Origin of the sequence: Geoglobus acetivorans (assembly GCF_000789255.1) — an archaeon.
In the GTDB taxonomy this organism is placed as follows: Archaea; Halobacteriota; Archaeoglobi; order Archaeoglobales; family Archaeoglobaceae; genus Geoglobus; species Geoglobus acetivorans_B.
Window position 1 is genome coordinate 726468 of the sequence record NZ_CP009552.1, and the last position, 19081, is coordinate 745548.

Below are 19081 nucleotides of genomic sequence, written 5' to 3' on the forward strand. Positions count from 1 at the left end.
TCTTCTGATTTTCTCATAGGGGTTCGCAGAGCTTTAGACTTTAAAAAACGGAATAGCCCGGCCCGGATTCGAACCGGGGTCGAGGGGTCCAAAGCCCCCCATGATTGTCCAGCTACACCACCGGGCTATTGAACCTGAACACCTGTTTCGACATCCTCAATTGTCTTGTAAATCTCCTCATAGCTAACAACGAACTTGCAGACGACCTCGACAAGCCTTCTGTAGATGTAGCCTTCCTCGGTAAAATCAAGAATTCTGGGCGGGTTTACCTGGAAGACTGTTACACCGGTCAAATTCATCGTCTTACACAGCAAAAACAGCTGTTCTTGCAGTTCGGCAATTCTGCGGAGGTCGTTATCGTACAGATTGAGGTTAATTGATTGCTTAACAACAACACCCTTCTCGTAGCGATAATCCTGCAAACCGTCGCTTGCGGGAATGAGATCAATGCTTAGGATTTCGTTGATCGGAGTGTTTCTGCTGTCGAGTGACGCATCTCCGTAATCTATGAAAATCGCAGGAAACTGCACATCATCCACCACTTGCTTTGCCCTCAAAATCTTGACACTCACAGGCAGGCCCTGATAACTCCAGCTGTGATTTGCAAGCAGGCTGTAAAGCTCCGAGTGTACCCTGCTTTCAAGCATGGAACGTGAACCTCCTCAGGACTTTTTCAATCTCAGCGTCAATTAGCTTTTCAATCTCGTCCTTCTGCTCGTCGAATGTTTTTCTCAAAAATGACCTCTCGGGGATGTTCTTTCTTGGGGATCCAAACTCGTGAACTGCTGCGTATATCACCACGTCCCTTGCAAAAATCCCGATAAGTGCTTTGTCACCTTCAACCTTGTGAGTGATGGAATCTCTAAGCCTTCCAGTATCTATGAGCGGTTTTGACGACTTCTTCCGCCTGATAGTTTCCGGTTTCAGTGGTGGCCAGTCTGGATCGCCCTGAGTTATCTTCTCCTTAACTTTCCCCTCGAGAAAAGATCCAGCTGCTATCAAAATCCCCTCCTTCTCTTTTGGTATCGAGTTCAGCAGCTCTGGGATGTTGTTGATGTCTTTGATCATTCCATCGCCTCCAGAATCGCTTTTTTATAAGTTCCGTAGTTCTCGTAAGCCCTTATAGTGTATCTCTTCCCGTCAACCTCCACCTGCCACCCAGTTTTCAGATCCACATCAGTGTAAGCTTTCATCTCGGCTTTTGAAATTCCAATTTCTTGCCAGAACTGTCTTTCCTCAGATTTAAGTGGGAGAATTATCATTTTCGCCTGGACGACAGTTTCCTGAACTTCGAGATAACCTTGATTGTCAACTTTGCTTATTTGGATTAGATTTACGAGTGTTCCCTTATTCTCGAGTATTTTTTCGAAGCTCATGGTCCCACCTGCCCATCAGAATCCACAGCACAATCAGAAATACTGCAAAAAGAATCATGCCGGCGCATCCGAGCATCTTCGCGAGCAGGAGCATCAGCATAACCCCGAAACTGAACTCGAACACGTCTCCAAGGAAGTTCACCTCTCTTTCCGCTCCCTTGAGATATATGTGCTCTACAAACTCGTATGCAAAGAAAATCACGAACATCGTCGGGAAAATGTATGTCAGACCTCCAGCTGCAACGTGGAAAACTGTACCCCTCCTGTCATCAAAAACATTAAGCATCATCGTCTCTCCCCCATCTTCGAGCCAAAGTAGAACCCAAGCACGAACATCACGAGTTCCTTGTCCACGGCTCTGTTGATCACGATGTATCCAATGACGATCGCAAGCGCGATTATCGCCCTGACACTCCCCTGAGGCATCCAGAGTGGCTGGTTTTCATTCAGCCGGACCATAACAGCAGGGCAGAAGCAGACTTTATTAAACAAAAACTTCAGATGATCCACTTTACTCATTTGGCTACAGCAAGATTCCATATCGGAAGGTGATCGAGGGGCAAGTTCTCTCGATGAAGCGGGAAGTTCCGTCCGTAAGGGCGGAGCAGTTCACAAAACGGTCAAGTTCAGCTGAGTTTTAGGCTACCCAAGAGACTCAGTTTAATGCTGATGTCAGCATTGAAAATTACTGTAGAGCTTTTCGTAGTACTGGTTGGCTATGTCATTCAGTGTGTCGGGGGTGAAGTAGAGCGTTACCGTTCCAGTGTGCCACTCGATTATCATGTTCTTTTCGAGGAGTGACTTGAGGTACTTGCCGAAGGTTCTGTCGTCCCATCCGAGGGCCGTTCTCAGCTGCCACTTGGTCATTATCTTCTTCTTTTTGAGGACGCTCAAGAGCTTCTGCTCCATGAATGCGTTGATCCTGATTGACCCTGCAGGTCTTCCACGTGATTCAAATTCGAGCAGATCTGGATCTGCTATAAAGAAAGTCTCGCTCCCAATTCTCAGTCTGTAGATCAGCTTTTTGTTTTCAAGACTTCTCAAACGCTGAGGGAGCCAGGAAGAGCCAGACTTGCCTATCCCAAAATACTCTTTCAGATCCCTGAAGCTTATCACGCCATGATTGTCAAGAATAGCCTGCAGAACCTCTTCCTGAGTCGCCATTTTTGACCCTTATGAGGATAGAATCCCTCGAGTACTCAACCTCGAGCTCGGGGAAGTGGTCCTCTATTAAATATTTCAGCTGCCGTATCAGCTTTCTTCCCCTGTCCACGGAAAAGAGTTGGCGGCACTACGCTTATCACTTTCTAAAGCCGGACGGCTCTGTAACCTCTCGTCTTGATGAAGTACGTGTTGAGAGCGAGCTCAGCGGATTCATTGAAAGTCTCAAACCACGTGAGTTTCAGCTTGACATTCTGACTCTTGCTTTCCCTGAGATCTCCTATGCTGTACTCGAGAACGTCTGCAGAGTCAACACCGAGCAGGTCATTAGCGAGAACATCGCAGCAGACCTTGCTCAGCAGCCACCTCTTAAGGAGGCTCTGATAAGGTGCCGAAGCTGGATCTGTGCCTATAAGCTCCTGCAGCTCCTCTTTTCTTCGATCGATGAAGTTCTGTATTGTTGTGTCGTCAGGTTTGGTCGAGTAAGCATCCCCGAGCAGGGTTCTGACGTCTGCGACGGTTATCATGGCTCACTCTTCTTTTTCTGTGCTTTCTTCTCCCTCTTCTTCTCCTCAGTTTTCTCTTCAACAATCTCAAGCTCTCCATTCTCGATGAGAGCCTTGACACCTGACATCATCATTTCATCCTTGCTGAGCTCTGCTGTTCTGCCCGGCTCGATAGTCTTGTCGGCTACATACACAACAGAGTTCGACACATTTCTGACTTTCATGTGAATGGCTGAAAAAACGGACTTTATAAATCAGGATTTGAAGAAGGAGACTATCGCTCCGAGAACAGCAACGATGATTGACACGACAAAACCGACGACTCTGAAATACGTGCTGTGCCGCTCGATCACCCTGTCGTGGTTATCGAGCCTATCTTCGTGATCTTTCTGCTTATCGCTGATTTTCTGGAGTTCGCACAGTATTCTGTCAACTTTACCGTTAAGCTCTCCAAGTAACTGCACCGCATCTCTGTCAAACGCTGTCATTTCAGGCCCCCTGACAAAAAATTAAGGGGGTTAGATTCCCGTCAGCTTGCAGACCGCGTCCGGATATCTCACGACCGGAACGATCCTCTCGAAGACGTTGACGAGATACGACTGGTTCTCCTGCCTGTATTCTGGTCCCTCGATCGTTATGTCTTCAGCAATCACGAGCACACCAGCCCTTCTTGTGTCGAGGAGCAGGCCCGTGCCGGTCGAGAGCTTCGGGGTAGCAATGACCTTCAGCCCGAGCCCCTCGATGAGCTGGGCGTATGTCATCTTCGCGTCAACATCGATTCTCCTGAGGTCAGCGGCCTCGTAGGGGTGCAGCACGAGCACGTCGGGCTTCACGTTGACCTCCTCGAGCTTTGCGAGAGCTGCAGACACATCGTCGTACGGATCTCCAGTCGAACTCCATGCCGCAGCTGCAGCCTGAGTCTTTCCAGCGTTGTTAACGAGCTCGCTGATGATCATCTCGTCCTCCTTGAGGGCCACGACCTCCGCGGCATCTCTCGCAAGCTGTCCGATGCTGTGAATCTTGTTTCCGAGGTACTCCTCCCTTGTTATGTAAAACCCCTTACCGATCTTCTTGATCGATGCGGTTGCCTCGGTGTACTGCACACCCTCAAGCGGGAACTCAGCACCCTCGGGGATCTCCTGGACATCGCTGAATCCCGTGAACTTCCTGTACTTGTAGACCTGCGTTCCCCTGTCGACTTTCTCAGTCTGCACCAGGTTCCTTCCAACCCTCGTGGCCCTGGCCTGCACAACAACGACATCGCTTATCGCCTGCAGAAGCTCGGCCGGCAGAATATCCGAAGTTATGACCGCCATCCCATCACACCTCCAGCTTTATCTTTACCTTATCCCCCGCAGCTGCCGCGGAGGTTATCGCCCTCCCGACAACCATCGTGACATCATCTACAGAGACAGTGTTTCCTCCCGAGTCCGTGTAGGTCTTCGTCGCGGAGAACACTTCCACCTGACCGTTCGCAGCACTCTGAACGAGATCCCCAGCACTTATCGCTCCAGCGGCCGTGACTTCCACGACTCCCTCGGTGATCACGGTCACCTGCTCTCCCGCAGCAGCATCTTTCATCGCAACTCCGAGAACCTTGCTCGAGGCCCCAGAGGTCGGAGCTACGGTCTCGTCGCCAGTGAGTTCGACAAGCTGTCCTGCGGTTATCGCAGCTCCTGCAGTTGCCTTGATGGACCTCCCCTCAACATACACCAGAACCATCTACTCACACCTCCCCCTCAATTCCGAGCATCTTCCTCAGCTCCGCAACCTTGCGAGCATCAGCCCTGCCCCACTTTGTTTCAATGAAACCCTCAGAATTGTCGACAGGAGTCTTGACCTTCTCGGCGGTCTTGTGAGAGATGACTCTGTCAGCGAGATCAGCGTAAACGAGCTTGAGTTCGATGACATTCGCCTTCTTCAACTCCTCCTCATTTACTTCGGCTTTGGTGATGGCCGCAACCCTCTTGATCTTCTCGATGATCGATGCCTTCTCTTTTTCCTCGTACTCTGCGAGTCTCTTCCTGAGTTCCTCGTTCTCTGCCTTGAGTCGCTCGATCTCTGTGGTCAGTTCTTCCACTTTCTTCTCTATCTCTTCACTCATGTTCGCCGCTTTTGAATCCAGACTTTTTAAAGCAGGCTGCTCGATTTCGATGAATTCCTTCAGCTTGGTCACGAATTCATCAAGGAAGTGGAACTCGGGTGGCTCGTTGCCGAATTCCCTGTAGTGTCTGGCAAGGTGATCGTACACCTTCTTCCTGTCCTCACTCGGGATGTCCACCCCACCTCTCGCACCCATCAGAGCCGCCATCGCCGCAACAACACCCCTCCACACAACAGCGTGAGTTTTAGGGTCGTGGTGGGGAAGCTTGAGGTCCGTGAACTTCTCTGGAGGATTCTTAGGGGACCACGCAAAGTGGCCAGCGATGCTTCTTTTTTCAAAATCGCTCAGCTCGTCCCAGCTCTTGTCCGTGAAGTCGCTGAGAGCTGGCTTGCTCCACCCGGATTCTGCATCCCTGCCGTACTTCCAGGGATGTCCAGGGATAACGCCCTTGACGAGAATGTCGTCCTCAGAAGGCCTGAACATCTTCTCGTAAACTGTGTCTACAACAGCTTCAGGATTGGCAGGAATGCCAACGAGGCTCACCTCGAGAATCTTCAGCCTCTTGATCTTGTTCCCAGCTCTCTCAAGGGCCTTGAAGCCTATCGAAAACGCGTCGAGGAAACCGTCCTTGAGGGACCTGTAAACGGTTTCGAACATCGGATGGGCTTTGTTGAGCACGACCTTGATCCAGAGCTTCCTGACTCCTTCGACCGTCCTGACCGCAGCATCTACAATCTTTCCGATCGGGATGTCGTCGTACTTGTGGTTGACGAAGACCTTGTTGTACGGCTCCTGCTTCAGCTCCTCAGCTGCAGTTTTCAGTGCTTCCTCCGTTATTATCTCATCATCAAGGTCTTTGACCGCTGCTGAAGCGTAGCCCTCAACATAGACATTCTTATCGCTGTCGCTGACCTGGAGGCTCTTTACTATCAGTTGCATGCAAAATAGGGGTTGAGCGGACTTTAAAAATCAGATAATCAGCAATTCCCCATCCTCTTCTTCTGGAATGACTATCTCAGGCAGGTTCGACTCGTACTTCCATCCCGGATCCTCATCTGCGATTCTTCCAGCGTGATAGGCATAGGCGTAGAGATCCTTATCCGAGAACGCAGGGATTATAACCGGAACCCCCTTCCTGACTCCTTCGAGGATCTTTTCAAGAGTCTTCTTACCAAACGGTCCCCTGGAAGTAGTGATTATGTCGGCTGGCCTGTGTGGGTCTTCACCAATCCCCACGATTTCAACCCTGTCAATCCCGTTCTCGTGCTTCAGCACGATTTTCCATTCCATCATCCTACTTCAGCCTCCATCCCTTATATCACTTTCCCCTCAGCAAAGACAGAATGAAACCGAACAGCTCCCTGTCCTTCTCCCACAGCTCTTTCATCAGCTCCTCCTTCGTGAAGTATTCCATTCCAACACTTAACAGCTCGGTATGAAAGTTGTTCCTTATGTCAGGGTCTATTTCAATGAGTTTGGGATTATCGACGAGTTTCCTGAGTCTTTTGTAATGTTCATCCACATACGTTCCGAGGTAGATTCTACCAGCATACGGGTCTATGTGGTCGAATCCGTCGAAGTGGAAAATGTCGAAACCGAGGTGGCTGTACTGCTCGTGCTTTCTCAGCATTTCGAGCCTGTATCCGTGCTTTTTTACCCTCGCAATAAAGAACTTCCTTGTTTCCTCGAGATAGAGCGTGTGATCGAGGTGGTGCCCGTACTCGTGCATGAACGTCCTCTCCTTCTCGCCATAATGCTTGCTGATCTGGATCTCTCTTCTGGAGTGGTAATACCGGCCCTTGTACGTCCTCCCCGCGGTTGTTCTTATCTTCACCTTACCAGCTCTCTCAACAACTTTACTGTTAATCCTGTACGGCAGGACATTCTGGATGTAACTCCTGACATCTTCCGGACCACCCTTACCGAAGAACCTGATGTACTCTTTACCTCTCTTTTCAGCCTCGGAAACGCTGATAGGCTCTCTGTGAATGAACCGGTTTAGAGCCCTGCTAAAGCTACCTTCCTCTCTGAGGAGGTTTTCGTAATCTGAGAGTGCCCTCGATATCCTCTCATCAAGCTCTTTATCACCCGTGATCTCTACAATTTCTGGTTCTGGCTTCTTTTCTCTGCTCTTCGGGAGATAGGGGACTATCGTGCACCTGCAGTTCGGGTGCGATCCGTGTGGGGGAAGCTGTGTTTTGTCGCTGATGATTCTTCCGTGCCTGCTGCTGCAGACCGGGCAGACTCTCTCGTCAAGAGCCGTCAGCCACCTCCATCTCTTTATACCTGCCCTCTCATATCGATCTGCAGCGGCAAGGTTGAAGGTTCTCGCGGTTTCAGTCCTTACGATTCTCTCAATCTTCCATTTCGTTTCTTCGACAACTTCAAGAGCGTCCTTGGTTATTTCTCTCACTGACTTACCTGCAAGCAGTCCCTCCCTTATCTTTAAAGCGAGCTTTTTCTTCTGCTCATCCGTGAGAGACTTGACAAGATCGAGCTGCAAATTCTTTAACTGGTCGAGAGTCTCCTGATCGAGAATGCTGAACATGCTGCTCGGGATCCTCACCTCTATTCCGTATTTTTTCAGCATCCTCCCTGCAAAAGCTGCCCCTCTCTCCCAGAAGATAGGTAAATAGCGTTCGATGAATCTTCTTGCCCTCTCGTGTCCAAGCTCCTGCTCAAGAACACTTTGAATTTCGGAGATCAGACTATCATCAATTCTGTGTGCCGCTTTGAGCATAAGCTCAATCCTCTGCTTCGCTGACCTGCTGAGCTTCTTCAGCTCTCTTGCGAATTCAGCCTGCAGGGTTTTCGGTATTGGTGAGGTTGCTGGCTGAGAAATTCTGTCGCCCTTCATTGCTCTTCAAGCGGAGAGAACCCAATCAGCTTCCTTGCCTCGTCCGTGTCGATAATTCCGGCCTGGTAGAGCTGGGTTGCAAGCTCACCCCAGATCATCTCGTCCTCGATTACAATCTCCTCGAATTCTATTTCAACATCGAGGCCGAGAAGCGGGAACAGCTTTGCCTCAAGCTCCTCCTTGATTGCAGACCTGAGCGACTGCAGGAACAGACTGAATGTCTTGAGCTGATTGTATGAAGTCGCTCTGTTGCTACCTTCAGGCTCGCCATAGAAAACACGAGGTACTTTCAATGCCTTGTCTATCTGCCCTTGCAAGTACTGTATCATTTCCACGAGACCCTTCAGGTCGAGCTGGCTGCTGATTGCGTTCAAATCGACAGCATCGTCGGTGACGATCTGGTTGACTATCGCTATCTGATCCTCAACGTTCGTCGCATCATAGTTCGTCTGAACCCTGTTCTGCAGGACCTTCTCGACCTCTGGAATCATCGCAGGGTTCTTCACCTTGGCGTGGAGGAGCGGGTGTCCCATCTTGTAGGCGAGAATTGCGGCCATCAGCTCGAGCTTCTGCTTAAGCTTGAGAAGGTTGTAAACCTGATGTACCAGGCTGTAGCCATAGGGTGAGTTGCCAATTCTGCCGTATGCGAAGTGAAGGACCCTCTCGGGCTGCAGATCGTTTTCCTCTCCGGCCACGGAATAGACATAGGCGACGACATCACCGTACTCGTCTATCCTGACCTTGACATTCTTCGGATTGAGAAACTGCATCTCGATTCCTATCTCGCTGTCAGCAAGGTATTCGTAGGCGTTGCCATAGATCAGCATCGTTCTGATGTCGTTTATCAGTCTCGTTCGCAGTTTCATTTCCCTTGCGAACATCTCAGCTTTTTTAACATCCTGCTCGGAGCCGGAAAACTGGAACTCTGTAACTGCAAAATGAGCAATCAGATCAATCGCTGTAGAAATGTCAACGCTCGTGAAGTACGCTTCCTCGTAGTTCTGGTAGTTGCCGATGACGGCTGTGCTGAATGCAAGGTTATTGCTGAGGTTTGCGAACGGGAAGATTTGGATCCTCTCTGACCGATAGTCGGCTGATTTGGTTTTGAAGGAAGAGAAGATTTTCTGACGTATCGTTTTAAGCATGGGGTTGTCTGGCAGAGCAGACTTTAAAAGAAGTGATTTGTTAAATGAAATATGGACAAGTATCTGACAAGATTGGCAGTTTTGAGTGCTATTTTTGGAAGTGTCATAAAAATTTTAGATATTGTTTATGGCAACAAACTTGGGTTTGATCTTGAAATCCTATACCTACCTATCTTCTTTGTAATACTTGTAGCGGCTGTCAATTACATAAACAGGAATGATAGGCTAAAAGCAGTCATTTCTGAGTTTTTATCAAATATTATTGCTGGTATAGCAGGAGGTATCGTCATCCTCATCTTCAATGAATTTCCTTCTAACTCTGCAGGCAAGTCCGTAGATATACTGGTAGACGTGCTGGTAATGTTTGGGAAATATTTTGCTGTGATATCCCTATTCATACTTCTCTTCGCAATATCCAAAGACCTCACTCAAAACCGAGAATAACCAACGCTGATATACCCTCCACTGTACTGCTCGGCTGCCCAGACAGCGAGAGCTAAAGCTATCACGCAGTCGTCGTGGAAGCCCTGTCTCGCCTCCATCTTCACCCCCTGCCTCGTCAGCTGATACTCGAAGAACTGCAGCTCCCTGACAAGCTCCTCGATGTATGGATACTTCACCTCGCCGTTCTCGATCACCGCCTGCAACCTCTGGATGAGCTGGACCTTGGACTTGGACGTGAAGACGTAGCCCTCAGCCCCAATGTCCTGCAGGTCCTCAAGCACGGGATCACCAACTCCCGACGAGTCGATCAGCACCCTCGGTGAGTTGAACCTCCTGTACAGTTCCTTCAGCCTCATGATCGTCTCTGCGTAAGGTCGGCGGTTGAAACGCTGGAAGTGGACGAGCCTGAACGGCTTTTCAGTCACATCCAGCACGACGATGACCGTGTAGTCCTGATACTTCGCAAGATCACAGCCGATGACATATCTCCTCGCAGGATGTCCTCTGTCAAGCAGTTCGATGCTCGCCACGTTCTTCTGGATGTCCTCCCACCTGAACACAGCATTCTGGTCCTCGACGAACTCTGCAAGGTATTCAGTTCTGAAGATGATGGAGTTCTCTCCGTACTCTCGCTTCTTCTTCTCGATGAACTCGTGGCTTATGTGGGGGTTGGCTGTAGAGGGGAAGCGGTAGCTCGAGTAATCCGGGAATTCTTCAGACTGGCCCTTGAGGTAGGTGTCGTAGAAGTGGTTCTTGCCGAATGGCGTTCCGATCTTGATCCACGAACCGTTGTAGTCTGCGAGCATCGGCTCGACAACCTGGCTGACGACATCATCCGGAATGTAAGCGGCTTCGTCGAGGATTACACGATGAGCCTTGTGACCCCTGAGGTATTCCGGTTTTGTTGTTGATCTTGCGTGAATCTCGCTGCCGTTTTTGAAGATTATTCGGCTGAACGGTGTCTTGTAAACCCTCTCGACCAGATGGACGAGGATAGACTTAGACAGCAGGCTCGTGATCTCCCAGAACATGATGTTTGCCTGGTTGTAGCTGGGGGCGAGGATGAACTGGATAGAACCTGGGTGGGTCACGGCGTAGTGGATTGCAGAGAATGCCATCGCCTTCGTCTTGCCAAAACGTCTGCCTGCAACAACTGTTAAGAACTGGCATCTGTCACGTAGGATTTGCTCCTGAGCCGGATGGGGCTTGTGGTAGAGGAAGAACTGAGTGAACAGAACAGGATCCTTGATGGCCTGCTTTATTTTCTTCCTGTCTTTTGAGAGTTCGGAGATAAGATCATTCATCCTCCTTCAGTGCCTCCTCGAAGAGTGCGAGAAGTCTCGAGGTTGGATCCTCTATGTTGCCGGCTATTTCGTGCTTGAGTTTGATGGCCCTGAGCATTGTGTTGGCACAAACTTCGAGACTACGGGGTTTCTTTTCAGGGTCGATCGTGAGGACATACTCTTGCATTCTTGCAATGGTGGCATCAAGGGCTTTAAGCTCATCTACAACTCTCTCTGCCCCCTCTTCAAGCTGCTGCTTCAATCTCTCGTATTTCTCCACCCCAGCCCTGACAAAATTGAAGTGATTCTTGTGTCTTGTCAGATTCGTCTTGTTGAGGTTGAGATCTGAGAATTTAGCAATGATTTCCGAATAAGGGCGACCTTCGATGAGCATCTGATTTATTTCTTCGAGGTGTTCGGATTTACAGATCTTGCAGCGGGGATCCGTTATACCGTTACGCATGGTTTCGTTTGTTGCGGATGACTTTAAAAGAGTGGGTCGAAAGTTAGCGAATGAATTGAGAAAACAAAATTAAATCCTAATACTCATGCACTACTCGGTAGTGGTCTGGCCGTGGGCAATAGATTTCTCCCATCTCTCTCAATTTTAGAAGCGAATTCTCCACTTCTGCTTGTGAAATCCCCACCATTTTGGCCTCATCCAATATTGCCTCTTTTGGTACTCCCTTCTCATATTGTTTCTCGAGCTTGCTTATTATTTCTCTCAAAATTGCTTTTGGTGATTTTTTGAGATCTTCATTGGACGATTTGAGTTCTTCGATATACAATCCCCCTTCGAACTCAATGAAGTACTCTTTCCCTTCATTTTCCACAGTAATCCAGATTTTGTTGAAATTCAGTGCTTTCTCATCTATTCTTAACACAACATCTGCTTCCTTAATTCTCCCTCCAACCAATTTTTTAATCAGATCTATGCTATCTTTCCAGTTCATATCCATCCCACCACTTCATCATAAATTAAATTTCTTCCTGAACTTCTGAACCTTCACTGGTGCCAAAAGCAACATATCGTCCAGCTTGCTCTGAATGTATGATTCGATAGACTCTGTGATTGCTTCGCCAATGAACTTGTCCGTCTCGTCTTCTTCATAGCCTACCCACTTCCCATATTCTCTCAAGAACTCAACAAACCTCTTAGGCAGAGGTATTGACACCCTGACGAACTCCTCTCCTTCTATTATCACAGTCTGCTCTTCTTCCATCTCAATCACCTCTTAAAATTTTAGGAAAAAGCCTCAAGGAGTGTTTGCTTTATCACAACCCTCTCCATTCCACCCTCAAAAACCAGCCAGCCCTTCTTAACCGGGAAGCTCTTTGAGAAGTCTACGTTACGCAGTTCCCCACCACACAGCGGGCACAGACCATTGCTCCCACAACCCTCATACCCACATCGGACACATTTCACGGGCATTTTGGACACCTCTTTAATTTCTTTATTTTCTTTACATTCTTTACTATGAAACGTAAAGTATTTAAAATTTTCGTTACTTACTTTACTTATGGAAAGCGATGAAAGAATCCTTGACGTTGCCACATTGAGTTCGAAATATCAGATAACCATAACAAAAACGATTCGAGAGAAGCTGGGGCTTACAGCAGGAGATAGGGTTGTATTTGTCGAGAAAAATGGGGAAATCGTGATAAGAAAAGCTTAGCAAGTTGAGATCATGAAGTTTACAGAGCATGCCAAAATCAGAATGGAAGAGTACAATATTTCAGAGGAAGATGTTGCCAACTGCATAACCTCTCCAGATCACCTATATTTGGATATCTTGACTGGAAGGATCGTCGCAGTCAAAAAAATTGTAGAAAACAAATACCTCATTACAGTCTATGAAAGCAATGACGAAATCACCGTCGTTACATTGTTCCCCACCAGCAAAATTAATAAGATTGAGAAGAGAGTTAAAAGTGGAAGGTGGTTGGAGTTATGAATGTTAAGTATGACAGAAAAGCAGACATCCTGTACCTGAAGTTTTCAGATTCAAAACCAGTTGATTCTGACATGCTGAATGACGATGTTGTTGTATCTTTCGATAAAGATGGTGAAATAGTGAGCATGGAGATCTGGAGAGCCAAGGAGCTTATTCTCCCGGTGTTTCTCGAGTATCTCAAGGCAGTTAAGGAAGTCAAATTGTGATTCTATATCTTGTTTTTCAGCAGTTCTTCAGTATCAGGAAATGCCTTAAAGAAAAGATTGCGAGCTTCGGGATAGTTTAATCCGTTCTCTAATGCGAAATTGGTCAGCCTAACCTTGATAAACCTCACAACCTCATGTTTCTCGTATTCGCTTGTGCCGTTGTTCAGTTTCTTTCTGAGAGCATTAATATCATCAAACACATCATTTTTCAGAATTTCAATTAACCGTGAGTTGTTATGGGTCTCCGTATGATTTTTCATATCTTCAAACTTCTTTTTCATCTCCCGAATTTCTGCCTCGAGCTCATTTATGATGGCTATCTGTTTTTTCAACTCTATAAGCTTCTTCTCAAGTTCGACTATCTTGAAGAAATCATCTGATACATTCTTTGCATTGAAATTCATGTTTCCTGTCAAATAAAGACCTTCAAGGATTGCGACTATATTTTTACTCAGCTCTTTGTTTTCACTCCATTTCTCGAGGATAGCGATTAATTGAGTTTTGTCCTCAGAAACGCTAAATGAGAATATTCTTGCCAACAAAAACACCTCCGAGGAGATTATTAACCTTATTAACTTCGCTTAATAATCTGGATAACTCAGGATTGATTTCGTGAAAATAGATACCTACTGCTGTCCTATGAATTATGAAGCGGTTAATTAATATAATTATTAACCCCCCTTATTAATATTAACTTCATAACCAAGACTTTCGTTACTTCACTTGATGCACTTGAAACAGAAGAAATAGGTGGTGGTAAGTACGTCATTTCTGTGCACCCTTGATGGACATGAAGACTTCATAAAGCCCATCGTACTCCTCAGAATTCAGTCCGAAGCTGCAGACTCTCTGCCTGTATTCTCTTCCATGTATGACCCTGAACTTGATGTCTCCGAAGATGTTTGCCCTCGACATTCTGAGCCTTCCCGGATTTCCGCATTTCGGGCAGATTACTTCTATCGATTTTCGCTTGTTCTGGAGTTCGGTCACTCTTATGACCTCAATCATTGTTCTCCCTCGTTGTCCTGAGATATGCTATCAGAATCGCAGAGTAGTTTATCAGGTCCTTCAGCGTGTCCTCTATCGACTCATCCCTGACATCGGCTTCCTTCTTGAGCAGGTTGGCAATTCTCGACATCTTGTCAGTCATCCTTACCAGTATTCCCTCCTCGAGGCTGCAGATTCCAAGTCTTTCACAGAGTTCAAAATTGTGGAAGGGAGAGCGATTACCGGCGTAATCCCTGTTCTTCTTTCTCGCAATTTCGAGACATTCTGTAAAGATCTGTCCAAGCTCTGAGATCAGCTTAGTCATCAGGCATCACCATCAAAATTCAGAAATCCTCTCTCTGCCAGGTTTTTGACCTCACATACGAGTTCACGCATGCATTTTGGACAAAGCGGATAGTCTCCATTGATGTGCCAGTGCGTCTTTCCACCGCAACCTCTGCAGTTTCCAGGAACCCCAAAAGAATCGTAAATGACTGTCATGGCTCAGACCTCCTCAGGTTTGGCACAATCCAGGCAAAATGACTCTTTCTTTTCGTTAGCATAGTAAAACTCGTATTTCTTGATCTTAGCACCGCATTTAATGCAAAGAATTCCTGAAAAGTTATGCATTATTAGGTCCATCAGCCCTCGACCTCCTCTTCACTCATCAATTCATCGATTCTATCGAGAGCTTCATCTACGAACTTGTCGAGTGACTTTAATCCTGTCAAGGGTTCCCATTCTGCGTTAGATGAACCAATGAGACAGCTTTTCGGAGTTGGAGGAACATCCTCTGGATAGACAACAATACAAGGTTTTCCATCACAGTTTTCAGTGCAGTAATATGCAGCGTACATTAGACATCGACCTCCGGCCTCCCCATACAGTAGTAAACAAGGCAGTCATGATCCGGGCAAGAGTCCCCCAAGCAACCCCTCTCCTCCATCTCTTTTTCCAGCTCCTCGATGAGCTGATCCACTAACCTTCTGAGCTGAATTGCCCATCCACGTGCTACCGCAATTCTGCCACCTCCGAGTGCCCTGTTTATTGCGTTGAGTCTGAGTATTATCTCGTAGTCGAGCAAGCCAGTGACCTTGTCACATTCGACTGCTGTCATCACTCATCAACCTCCGTGTCCTCTCCATCCACAACCCCGATCACGCTCTTTTCAAGCTCGAGCATGCTCCTGAGATCATTTGTGTCCTGCGGATTTAGCTTCACGAGCCTTGTTCTGTTGCCTCTCCCCCTCCCTCCAGGGATCAGCTCGGCATCGAAGTCCACGTAGCGTGAGAAGAAGTGCATGAGTGCATACGCATCGGACCTCATGATCTTCAGCCCGACTTTAGCCGCGGCAGCGAGAAGATCCTCGTAAGTGGACTCCTCTGGAAGGGAATCGTACAGCTTCCTGACCTTCTCGTAGTCGAACTGTCTTGTTTTCTTCGCGATTCTGATCTTCAGAACGTTGTCCTTCACGAGATATTTGAAGAAACCAGCGTTGACGAATTCGGACGTGTCCTCGTCTTTTCTGTCTTCCTCCTCTCTTCTTTCCTCTACCTCCTCGAGGTTCTTATCACTGTTAGCCGATGGCTTAACAATCGCTGACGGTTCTTCTTCGTCATCCTCTCTCAGTACCCTCACGAGCTTTCCGAACAGCACGACATCGTTCTCGCTGAGAATTTCGAACTCCAGATCGCCAAGCCTGACTATCACGCCTCATCACCCCGATCATCTTCAAAAATTGGAAAATCGTCGAGCGTCTTGTCATCCATCGAGCCGATCGGCTCGAGCCTCAGCTCGAAAACTGCACCCCTCTTCAGCGTTTTGAGGACTTCCTTGACGTGCTCCTTCTTCTCGGCCTGAATGGTAATTGTGATCTTCGCTGAGCCATCGCCCTCGAGCTTGGCCCTGATCTTCCTTCCGCTCAGCGTGTCCTCCGCCAGAACCGACTTGAGGGTAACGTAGGTCATCAGTACACCCCCTGCTCGAGCCTCGGAGCGAGTATGTACTCCACCCTGCAGGAGTCGCTGACGAAGCTGAACTTCCCAGGGTAGTCTGTCCCGAGGTGGATGTGGAGCTCGTCGTCTTTGTTGGCGACCTTGGTGAACATCTGTATGTACTCAACACCGAACATGCTCCGCGCGTTACCGCCCTCGAGGCTGATCAAACTGCCATCGTCGAAGCTCACCCTGATCGTCTCGAGGCTCTCTTTCGCAGAGATCACGAACTCGCCGTCCTTGACCTCGAGGACGACGTGCTCGGAGATCTTCCCGGCGAGCTCTATCGCCCTCTTGAACTCAGCCGGATCCACAACAACCTCGGCCTTGGTGTCCAGACTCGGCACCTTCGGGGACTTCCTTATCGCAGCAGGATCTATCAATGCGACACTGTACTCGAGCTTCCCGAACCCTATTTTGAGTGTGGCCACTTCTGCCGACAGAGAGGCACTATCACCCTTGGGGATCTTCTTCGTGATTTCATTCACTCTGTTGATGTCTACCCCTATCACGACCTCCTCGTCCGAGATGCTGTAGACGTCAAAGCTGTCTGCAGGAATGGACGCGATGATCATCGCAACGTTCGCGGGATCGACTGCGACAACCTTCAGGCCGAACTCGTTGAAGTGCCACCTCGCCTCGGACACGAGGAGGCTCAGGCCCTTGACGAGCTTTTTCAGAGCATCGCCATTCAGCCCAGCTTCAATCATCATACTATCTGCCCCCGGATTTTCCCATCCTATCCTCCAGAAACACCCACACAAAAAACGGAAGCCACAAAAAAACCGAAATCAGAAAAACCTCGAGATAGTCTTTGACTCTCAGCTTTGGGATGTACACCGTCCTCCTAATGTCGTTGATGATCAGCGTCCCAACGAAAATGCCGATCGTGAAGTAAATCGTGGTTAAAAGCTCAAGCATTGTCTCACCTCCAGACCTCCGCGTCTGCGAGCCTCCTCATGTCCCTGAGTTTGGCGAGGGGGATTGCATAAGCAGGAGCCTTCATGTTCTTCGTCCAGATCTTGCAGCTGCGAATGTCCTCCGCGTGAATCCAGCCGATAAGGGCGATCTGCGTGACTTCCCTGTTAACCCCCGCAAAAACTACCAGGTAATCATGGTCCTCCTGAGCCTTGTACTGGTCGCGGTTGTAGAACAGCACGAGCTTGCCGTCGGGGTTCAGCGGGTTGTTTAGAGTTGCAGTCTTGACCTCCACCCTGAAGTCGTGGCCGAGGAGGCTGATCACGAAGTCGTCCATGCTGTTGAGTTCTGAGTAGTCGTTCCTGAACGGTGTGTGCTTCACCGCAATCTGGTTTTCGAGACAGAAGCGGAAGAACGCCGTCTCCCCAATTTTGCCGAGGAGGTGCTTGAAGAGTCCACCGTTCCCAAAGCGTGGCTTCATTGCGTTATCGAACGAGCACGTTACGGTTTTGAACGCGTAATAGCACGCGTCCGTGATGAACTTCTCATCTATGGGGACGCTGACCGGCTGGATCATCTTTTTACCCTCACCGAGTCGTAGATCTTCCTGACCTCGTCGTAAATCGGCCCGTCAAAGAAAGAGAGTGGACAGTAGCCTTCCTCGTGCTCCACCCTGAACTTCGGTCCGTGGCTGTTGTAGCCATTCCGCGTTAGCCTGCCGACCCTGCCGCACTTGGGGCAGGTGAGGACTATCGTCTCTGTGCTGCCGGCCCTTATGACCTTGTAGCTCAGCGGGACTGGCAGCTCACTCAAACTCATCACAGACCATCACTCCTGTGGTTGGATAGCTGTGCTTCACGCAGTAGCTCCCCTTGAAGTAGGTGCAGGCGGCGCAGCAGTTCGCGGGCTTAAAGTTTGGAGGGATCATCGCCGCCACCCCTGGTGAAGTACATGAGCGAGCCCTCGAAGTGCGAGAAGCGGTAGCCGATGCCCGCGAGCGCGTCGATGATCTCTTTTGCCTCGTCCATTGTCAGTCTCGACTTCTTGACAGTTATTACTTCGAATCCCTCCGTGTATTCATTGCAGTGAATGAGCATTGACATCACCCCAGAATTGCCTCGACCTCCAGAATCTCTCGTTCGACACTCTCAAGAAATTCCTCGATCAGGTCGTCGCTCTCTCTGAAAACATAGGTGACGTACCCATCTTTGATCGTTATGCACAAATGGAGTTCTTCAAGAAGGTTTGCGAGCTTCTTTCTGTAGTTTCTGCACTTCCTGAAGTAGTACTCTCCATCCCGCTCTTCCACGAGTTTAAGCTGTTTGAGCTTCTCCAGAATGTGCGGTTTTGCCTCGACCCTGATGATCGCCAGCCCATTCTTGAGAACCGGTGCGAATGGCATCACTCTCCCCCTCCGAGAAAAGCCTCTCTCAGCTTCTCATCAGCCTCTTTGATCTTCTGCAGAACTTCCTCGATGTCCGTGCCGTTGTAGCTGATCTCCCAGCCGTAATCCCCTCTGGTCCCTCTCTTCAGCGTCACTTTCAGCTCCTGCTCCCTGAAGTTGTAGTGCTCGTGCCTGACAATCTGCTCGTCAGACATTGCTGTTCACCTCCAGCTCGGAATGGAGTTCGGGGTAGTACTGCCTCAGCAGATCCTCTATCGCCGTTACAATCGCATGAGACCTGCTCTTGAACTCTCCAGACTTGACAAGCTTGTCCAGCAGGTAAAGCCTGTCGAGTCTCATCTGGAAGCTGACCATGGTCTTCTCCTGACTAAGCCACCTGAAGAGCTCACTGCTGTCGGGCATCTGTGGTCACCTCCTCCTCATTCTCCAGAACCTTATACTTCGAAACAAGCTCTCTGATTGCTGTTCTGACTGCATCGCTGACGTTCATGAACAGCCCCCTGTCAACGAGCTCCTTCAGCGCCTCCGCATCAGCCCTTGCTACCCTCACATTCAGATACTCTCCATCCACAACTTTTGCCCGACTCACGGTTTAATCACCTCAATTACTTTACTATTGCTATATTAGCGAGCGCCTATATTTATACTTTACGATTACTTTACTTTTGTTACATGATATCTGGAATAAGCACACAAAGAGATTACAATTGTAAAACTATTCCAAAAATATTATGAATAGC

Annotated in this window: 43 protein-coding genes and 1 tRNA gene; 4 read left to right on the forward strand and 40 right to left on the reverse strand. The window is 48.6% G+C overall.

Annotation, left to right across the window (positions count from 1 at the left end; translation table 11 throughout):
* Positions 1-53: 53 nt before the first annotated feature.
* The 17 genes from GACE_RS04170 to GACE_RS04240 all read right to left on the reverse strand — a co-directional run bounded on the left by GACE_RS04170 (position 54) and on the right by GACE_RS04240 (position 9149).
* A tRNA-Gln gene (locus GACE_RS04170) sits at positions 54-127 on the reverse strand.
* Entirely contained in the window at positions 126-647 is a 522-nt protein-coding gene (locus GACE_RS04175) for a hypothetical protein (RefSeq protein ID WP_048091434.1), read from the reverse strand. The genes GACE_RS04170 and GACE_RS04175 overlap by 2 nt, the downstream gene beginning before the upstream one ends.
* A complete protein-coding gene (locus GACE_RS11195) occupies positions 640-1068 on the reverse strand; it encodes a phage virion morphogenesis protein (RefSeq protein WP_052400219.1) in 429 nt (142 codons plus the stop codon). Before GACE_RS11195 ends, GACE_RS04175 begins: the two co-directional genes overlap by 8 nt.
* On the reverse strand, positions 1065-1376 hold the full coding sequence (locus GACE_RS04185) for a hypothetical protein (RefSeq protein WP_048091435.1): 312 nt from the start codon (positions 1374-1376) through the stop codon (positions 1065-1067). Before GACE_RS04185 ends, GACE_RS11195 begins: the two co-directional genes overlap by 4 nt.
* On the reverse strand, positions 1348-1665 hold the full coding sequence (locus GACE_RS04190) for a hypothetical protein (protein ID WP_048091437.1): 318 nt from the start codon (positions 1663-1665) through the stop codon (positions 1348-1350). The genes GACE_RS04185 and GACE_RS04190 overlap by 29 nt, the downstream gene beginning before the upstream one ends.
* Positions 1662-1835: a hypothetical protein gene (locus tag GACE_RS11640; protein WP_158413801.1), complete on the reverse strand. Its 174-nt coding sequence runs from the start codon at positions 1833-1835 to the stop codon at positions 1662-1664. The genes GACE_RS04190 and GACE_RS11640 overlap by 4 nt, the downstream gene beginning before the upstream one ends.
* A 213-nt stretch (positions 1836-2048) precedes the next feature.
* Complete coding sequence (locus GACE_RS04195; protein WP_148305917.1) at positions 2049-2540, reverse strand: MarR family transcriptional regulator; 492 nt, start codon at positions 2538-2540, stop codon at positions 2049-2051.
* Positions 2503-2649 carry a hypothetical protein gene (locus GACE_RS11645; protein ID WP_158413802.1) on the reverse strand — a complete coding sequence of 49 codons (147 nt, stop codon included), beginning with the start codon at positions 2647-2649 and terminating at the stop codon, positions 2503-2505. The genes GACE_RS04195 and GACE_RS11645 overlap by 38 nt, the downstream gene beginning before the upstream one ends.
* Positions 2650-2683: 34 nt before the next feature.
* On the reverse strand, positions 2684-3064 hold the full coding sequence (locus tag GACE_RS04200; protein WP_048091441.1) for a hypothetical protein: 381 nt from the start codon (positions 3062-3064) through the stop codon (positions 2684-2686).
* Positions 3061-3267: a DUF7444 family protein gene (locus GACE_RS04205; RefSeq protein ID WP_048091443.1), complete on the reverse strand. Its 207-nt coding sequence runs from the start codon at positions 3265-3267 to the stop codon at positions 3061-3063. Before GACE_RS04205 ends, GACE_RS04200 begins: the two co-directional genes overlap by 4 nt.
* Before the next feature lie 30 nt (positions 3268-3297).
* On the reverse strand, positions 3298-3531 hold the full coding sequence (locus tag GACE_RS04210) for a hypothetical protein (RefSeq protein ID WP_048091445.1): 234 nt from the start codon (positions 3529-3531) through the stop codon (positions 3298-3300).
* 30 nt (positions 3532-3561) lie between these two features.
* Positions 3562-4359, reverse strand: a complete 798-nt coding sequence (locus GACE_RS04215) for an encapsulin (RefSeq protein WP_048091447.1) — start codon at positions 4357-4359, stop codon at positions 3562-3564.
* 4 nt (positions 4360-4363) lie between these two features.
* Positions 4364-4765, reverse strand: coding sequence for a DUF2190 family protein (locus GACE_RS04220; protein WP_048091449.1), 402 nt, complete (start codon positions 4763-4765; stop codon positions 4364-4366).
* 4 nt (positions 4766-4769) lie between these two features.
* On the reverse strand, positions 4770-6086 hold the full coding sequence (locus GACE_RS04225; RefSeq protein WP_048091451.1) for an HK97 family phage prohead protease: 1317 nt from the start codon (positions 6084-6086) through the stop codon (positions 4770-4772).
* Between the two features lie 30 nt (positions 6087-6116).
* Positions 6117-6440, reverse strand: a complete 324-nt coding sequence (locus GACE_RS04230) for a hypothetical protein (RefSeq protein WP_148305918.1) — start codon at positions 6438-6440, stop codon at positions 6117-6119.
* A 25-nt stretch (positions 6441-6465) separates the two neighbouring features.
* The gene (locus tag GACE_RS04235; protein WP_048091455.1) at positions 6466-8004 is read right to left on the reverse strand and encodes a phage head morphogenesis protein; all 1539 of its coding nucleotides are present in this window, start codon (positions 8002-8004) and stop codon (positions 6466-6468) included.
* On the reverse strand, positions 8001-9149 hold the full coding sequence (locus tag GACE_RS04240; protein WP_048091457.1) for a phage portal protein: 1149 nt from the start codon (positions 9147-9149) through the stop codon (positions 8001-8003). Before GACE_RS04240 ends, GACE_RS04235 begins: the two co-directional genes overlap by 4 nt.
* A gap of 51 nt (positions 9150-9200) precedes the next feature.
* On the opposite strand from GACE_RS04240, the gene GACE_RS04245 reads away from it, so the two are divergent.
* Complete coding sequence (locus tag GACE_RS04245; RefSeq protein ID WP_048091459.1) at positions 9201-9593, forward strand: hypothetical protein; 393 nt, start codon at positions 9201-9203, stop codon at positions 9591-9593.
* Here the strand turns inward: GACE_RS04245 and GACE_RS04250 are convergent.
* The 5 genes from GACE_RS04250 to GACE_RS04270 form a co-directional block, all read right to left on the reverse strand.
* The gene (locus GACE_RS04250) at positions 9578-10897 is read right to left on the reverse strand and encodes a terminase large subunit domain-containing protein (RefSeq protein ID WP_048091461.1); all 1320 of its coding nucleotides are present in this window, start codon (positions 10895-10897) and stop codon (positions 9578-9580) included. The genes GACE_RS04245 and GACE_RS04250 overlap by 16 nt on opposite strands.
* Positions 10890-11339 (reverse strand): hypothetical protein, encoded by a 450-nt coding sequence (locus GACE_RS04255; RefSeq protein ID WP_048091464.1) that lies wholly within the window; start codon positions 11337-11339, stop codon positions 10890-10892. The genes GACE_RS04250 and GACE_RS04255 overlap by 8 nt, the downstream gene beginning before the upstream one ends.
* Positions 11340-11415: 76 nt before the next feature.
* Entirely contained in the window at positions 11416-11829 is a 414-nt protein-coding gene (locus tag GACE_RS04260; protein ID WP_048091466.1) for a hypothetical protein, read from the reverse strand.
* 18 nt (positions 11830-11847) lie between these two features.
* Positions 11848-12099 carry a hypothetical protein gene (locus GACE_RS04265; RefSeq protein WP_048091469.1) on the reverse strand — a complete coding sequence of 84 codons (252 nt, stop codon included), beginning with the start codon at positions 12097-12099 and terminating at the stop codon, positions 11848-11850.
* Between the two features lie 20 nt (positions 12100-12119).
* Positions 12120-12308: a hypothetical protein gene (locus GACE_RS04270; protein WP_048091471.1), complete on the reverse strand. Its 189-nt coding sequence runs from the start codon at positions 12306-12308 to the stop codon at positions 12120-12122.
* Between the two features lie 88 nt (positions 12309-12396).
* On the opposite strand from GACE_RS04270, the gene GACE_RS04275 reads away from it, so the two are divergent.
* From GACE_RS04275 to GACE_RS04285, 3 genes are read left to right on the forward strand one after another with little or no spacing between them, the layout of a single operon-like run.
* On the forward strand, positions 12397-12552 hold the full coding sequence (locus tag GACE_RS04275; RefSeq protein WP_048091472.1) for an AbrB/MazE/SpoVT family DNA-binding domain-containing protein: 156 nt from the start codon (positions 12397-12399) through the stop codon (positions 12550-12552).
* Positions 12553-12564: 12 nt separating this feature from the next.
* A complete protein-coding gene (locus tag GACE_RS04280) occupies positions 12565-12831 on the forward strand; it encodes a DUF4258 domain-containing protein (RefSeq protein WP_048091473.1) in 267 nt (88 codons plus the stop codon).
* The gene (locus GACE_RS04285; protein WP_048091475.1) at positions 12828-13037 is read left to right on the forward strand and encodes a DUF2283 domain-containing protein; all 210 of its coding nucleotides are present in this window, start codon (positions 12828-12830) and stop codon (positions 13035-13037) included. Before GACE_RS04280 ends, GACE_RS04285 begins: the two co-directional genes overlap by 4 nt.
* A 2-nt stretch (positions 13038-13039) precedes the next feature.
* On the opposite strand, the gene GACE_RS04290 is transcribed toward GACE_RS04285, so the two are convergent.
* From GACE_RS04290 to GACE_RS04365, 18 genes are all read right to left on the reverse strand, one after another.
* The gene (locus GACE_RS04290) at positions 13040-13576 is read right to left on the reverse strand and encodes a Clp protease/crotonase-like domain-containing protein (protein WP_048091477.1); all 537 of its coding nucleotides are present in this window, start codon (positions 13574-13576) and stop codon (positions 13040-13042) included.
* A 226-nt stretch (positions 13577-13802) separates the two neighbouring features.
* Positions 13803-14045, reverse strand: a complete 243-nt coding sequence (locus GACE_RS04295) for a hypothetical protein (protein ID WP_048091479.1) — start codon at positions 14043-14045, stop codon at positions 13803-13805.
* Positions 14038-14349 (reverse strand): nucleotide modification associated domain-containing protein, encoded by a 312-nt coding sequence (locus GACE_RS11200; RefSeq protein ID WP_052400220.1) that lies wholly within the window; start codon positions 14347-14349, stop codon positions 14038-14040. Before GACE_RS11200 ends, GACE_RS04295 begins: the two co-directional genes overlap by 8 nt.
* Positions 14349-14525: a hypothetical protein gene (locus GACE_RS11650; protein WP_158413803.1), complete on the reverse strand. Its 177-nt coding sequence runs from the start codon at positions 14523-14525 to the stop codon at positions 14349-14351. Before GACE_RS11650 ends, GACE_RS11200 begins: the two co-directional genes overlap by 1 nt.
* Before the next feature lie 140 nt (positions 14526-14665).
* Positions 14666-14881, reverse strand: coding sequence for a hypothetical protein (locus GACE_RS04305; RefSeq protein ID WP_048091481.1), 216 nt, complete (start codon positions 14879-14881; stop codon positions 14666-14668).
* The gene (locus GACE_RS04310) at positions 14881-15141 is read right to left on the reverse strand and encodes a hypothetical protein (protein WP_048091482.1); all 261 of its coding nucleotides are present in this window, start codon (positions 15139-15141) and stop codon (positions 14881-14883) included. Before GACE_RS04310 ends, GACE_RS04305 begins: the two co-directional genes overlap by 1 nt.
* A complete protein-coding gene (locus GACE_RS04315; RefSeq protein ID WP_048091485.1) occupies positions 15141-15734 on the reverse strand; it encodes a hypothetical protein in 594 nt (197 codons plus the stop codon). The genes GACE_RS04310 and GACE_RS04315 overlap by 1 nt, the downstream gene beginning before the upstream one ends.
* Positions 15731-15991, reverse strand: coding sequence for a hypothetical protein (locus GACE_RS04320; RefSeq protein WP_048091487.1), 261 nt, complete (start codon positions 15989-15991; stop codon positions 15731-15733). The genes GACE_RS04315 and GACE_RS04320 overlap by 4 nt, the downstream gene beginning before the upstream one ends.
* Positions 15991-16731 (reverse strand): DNA polymerase sliding clamp, encoded by a 741-nt coding sequence (locus GACE_RS04325; RefSeq protein ID WP_318249295.1) that lies wholly within the window; start codon positions 16729-16731, stop codon positions 15991-15993. Before GACE_RS04325 ends, GACE_RS04320 begins: the two co-directional genes overlap by 1 nt.
* A 1-nt stretch (position 16732) precedes the next feature.
* Positions 16733-16939, reverse strand: a complete 207-nt coding sequence (locus GACE_RS04330; RefSeq protein WP_048091488.1) for a hypothetical protein — start codon at positions 16937-16939, stop codon at positions 16733-16735.
* Positions 16940-16943: 4 nt separating this feature from the next.
* Positions 16944-17513 carry a hypothetical protein gene (locus GACE_RS04335; protein WP_048091489.1) on the reverse strand — a complete coding sequence of 190 codons (570 nt, stop codon included), beginning with the start codon at positions 17511-17513 and terminating at the stop codon, positions 16944-16946.
* On the reverse strand, positions 17510-17755 hold the full coding sequence (locus GACE_RS04340; RefSeq protein ID WP_048091490.1) for a hypothetical protein: 246 nt from the start codon (positions 17753-17755) through the stop codon (positions 17510-17512). The genes GACE_RS04335 and GACE_RS04340 overlap by 4 nt, the downstream gene beginning before the upstream one ends.
* Positions 17742-17864: a hypothetical protein gene (locus tag GACE_RS11890; protein WP_318249297.1), complete on the reverse strand. Its 123-nt coding sequence runs from the start codon at positions 17862-17864 to the stop codon at positions 17742-17744. Before GACE_RS11890 ends, GACE_RS04340 begins: the two co-directional genes overlap by 14 nt.
* A complete protein-coding gene (locus GACE_RS04345) occupies positions 17845-18039 on the reverse strand; it encodes a hypothetical protein (RefSeq protein WP_048091492.1) in 195 nt (64 codons plus the stop codon). Before GACE_RS04345 ends, GACE_RS11890 begins: the two co-directional genes overlap by 20 nt.
* On the reverse strand, positions 18039-18338 hold the full coding sequence (locus GACE_RS04350; RefSeq protein ID WP_048091495.1) for a hypothetical protein: 300 nt from the start codon (positions 18336-18338) through the stop codon (positions 18039-18041). The genes GACE_RS04345 and GACE_RS04350 overlap by 1 nt, the downstream gene beginning before the upstream one ends.
* Entirely contained in the window at positions 18338-18535 is a 198-nt protein-coding gene (locus GACE_RS04355; RefSeq protein WP_048091497.1) for a hypothetical protein, read from the reverse strand. Before GACE_RS04355 ends, GACE_RS04350 begins: the two co-directional genes overlap by 1 nt.
* On the reverse strand, positions 18528-18743 hold the full coding sequence (locus GACE_RS04360; RefSeq protein WP_048091499.1) for a ribbon-helix-helix domain-containing protein: 216 nt from the start codon (positions 18741-18743) through the stop codon (positions 18528-18530). Before GACE_RS04360 ends, GACE_RS04355 begins: the two co-directional genes overlap by 8 nt.
* Positions 18727-18930 (reverse strand): ribbon-helix-helix domain-containing protein, encoded by a 204-nt coding sequence (locus GACE_RS04365; RefSeq protein WP_148305919.1) that lies wholly within the window; start codon positions 18928-18930, stop codon positions 18727-18729. Before GACE_RS04365 ends, GACE_RS04360 begins: the two co-directional genes overlap by 17 nt.
* Between the last annotated feature and the right edge of the window lie 151 nt (positions 18931-19081).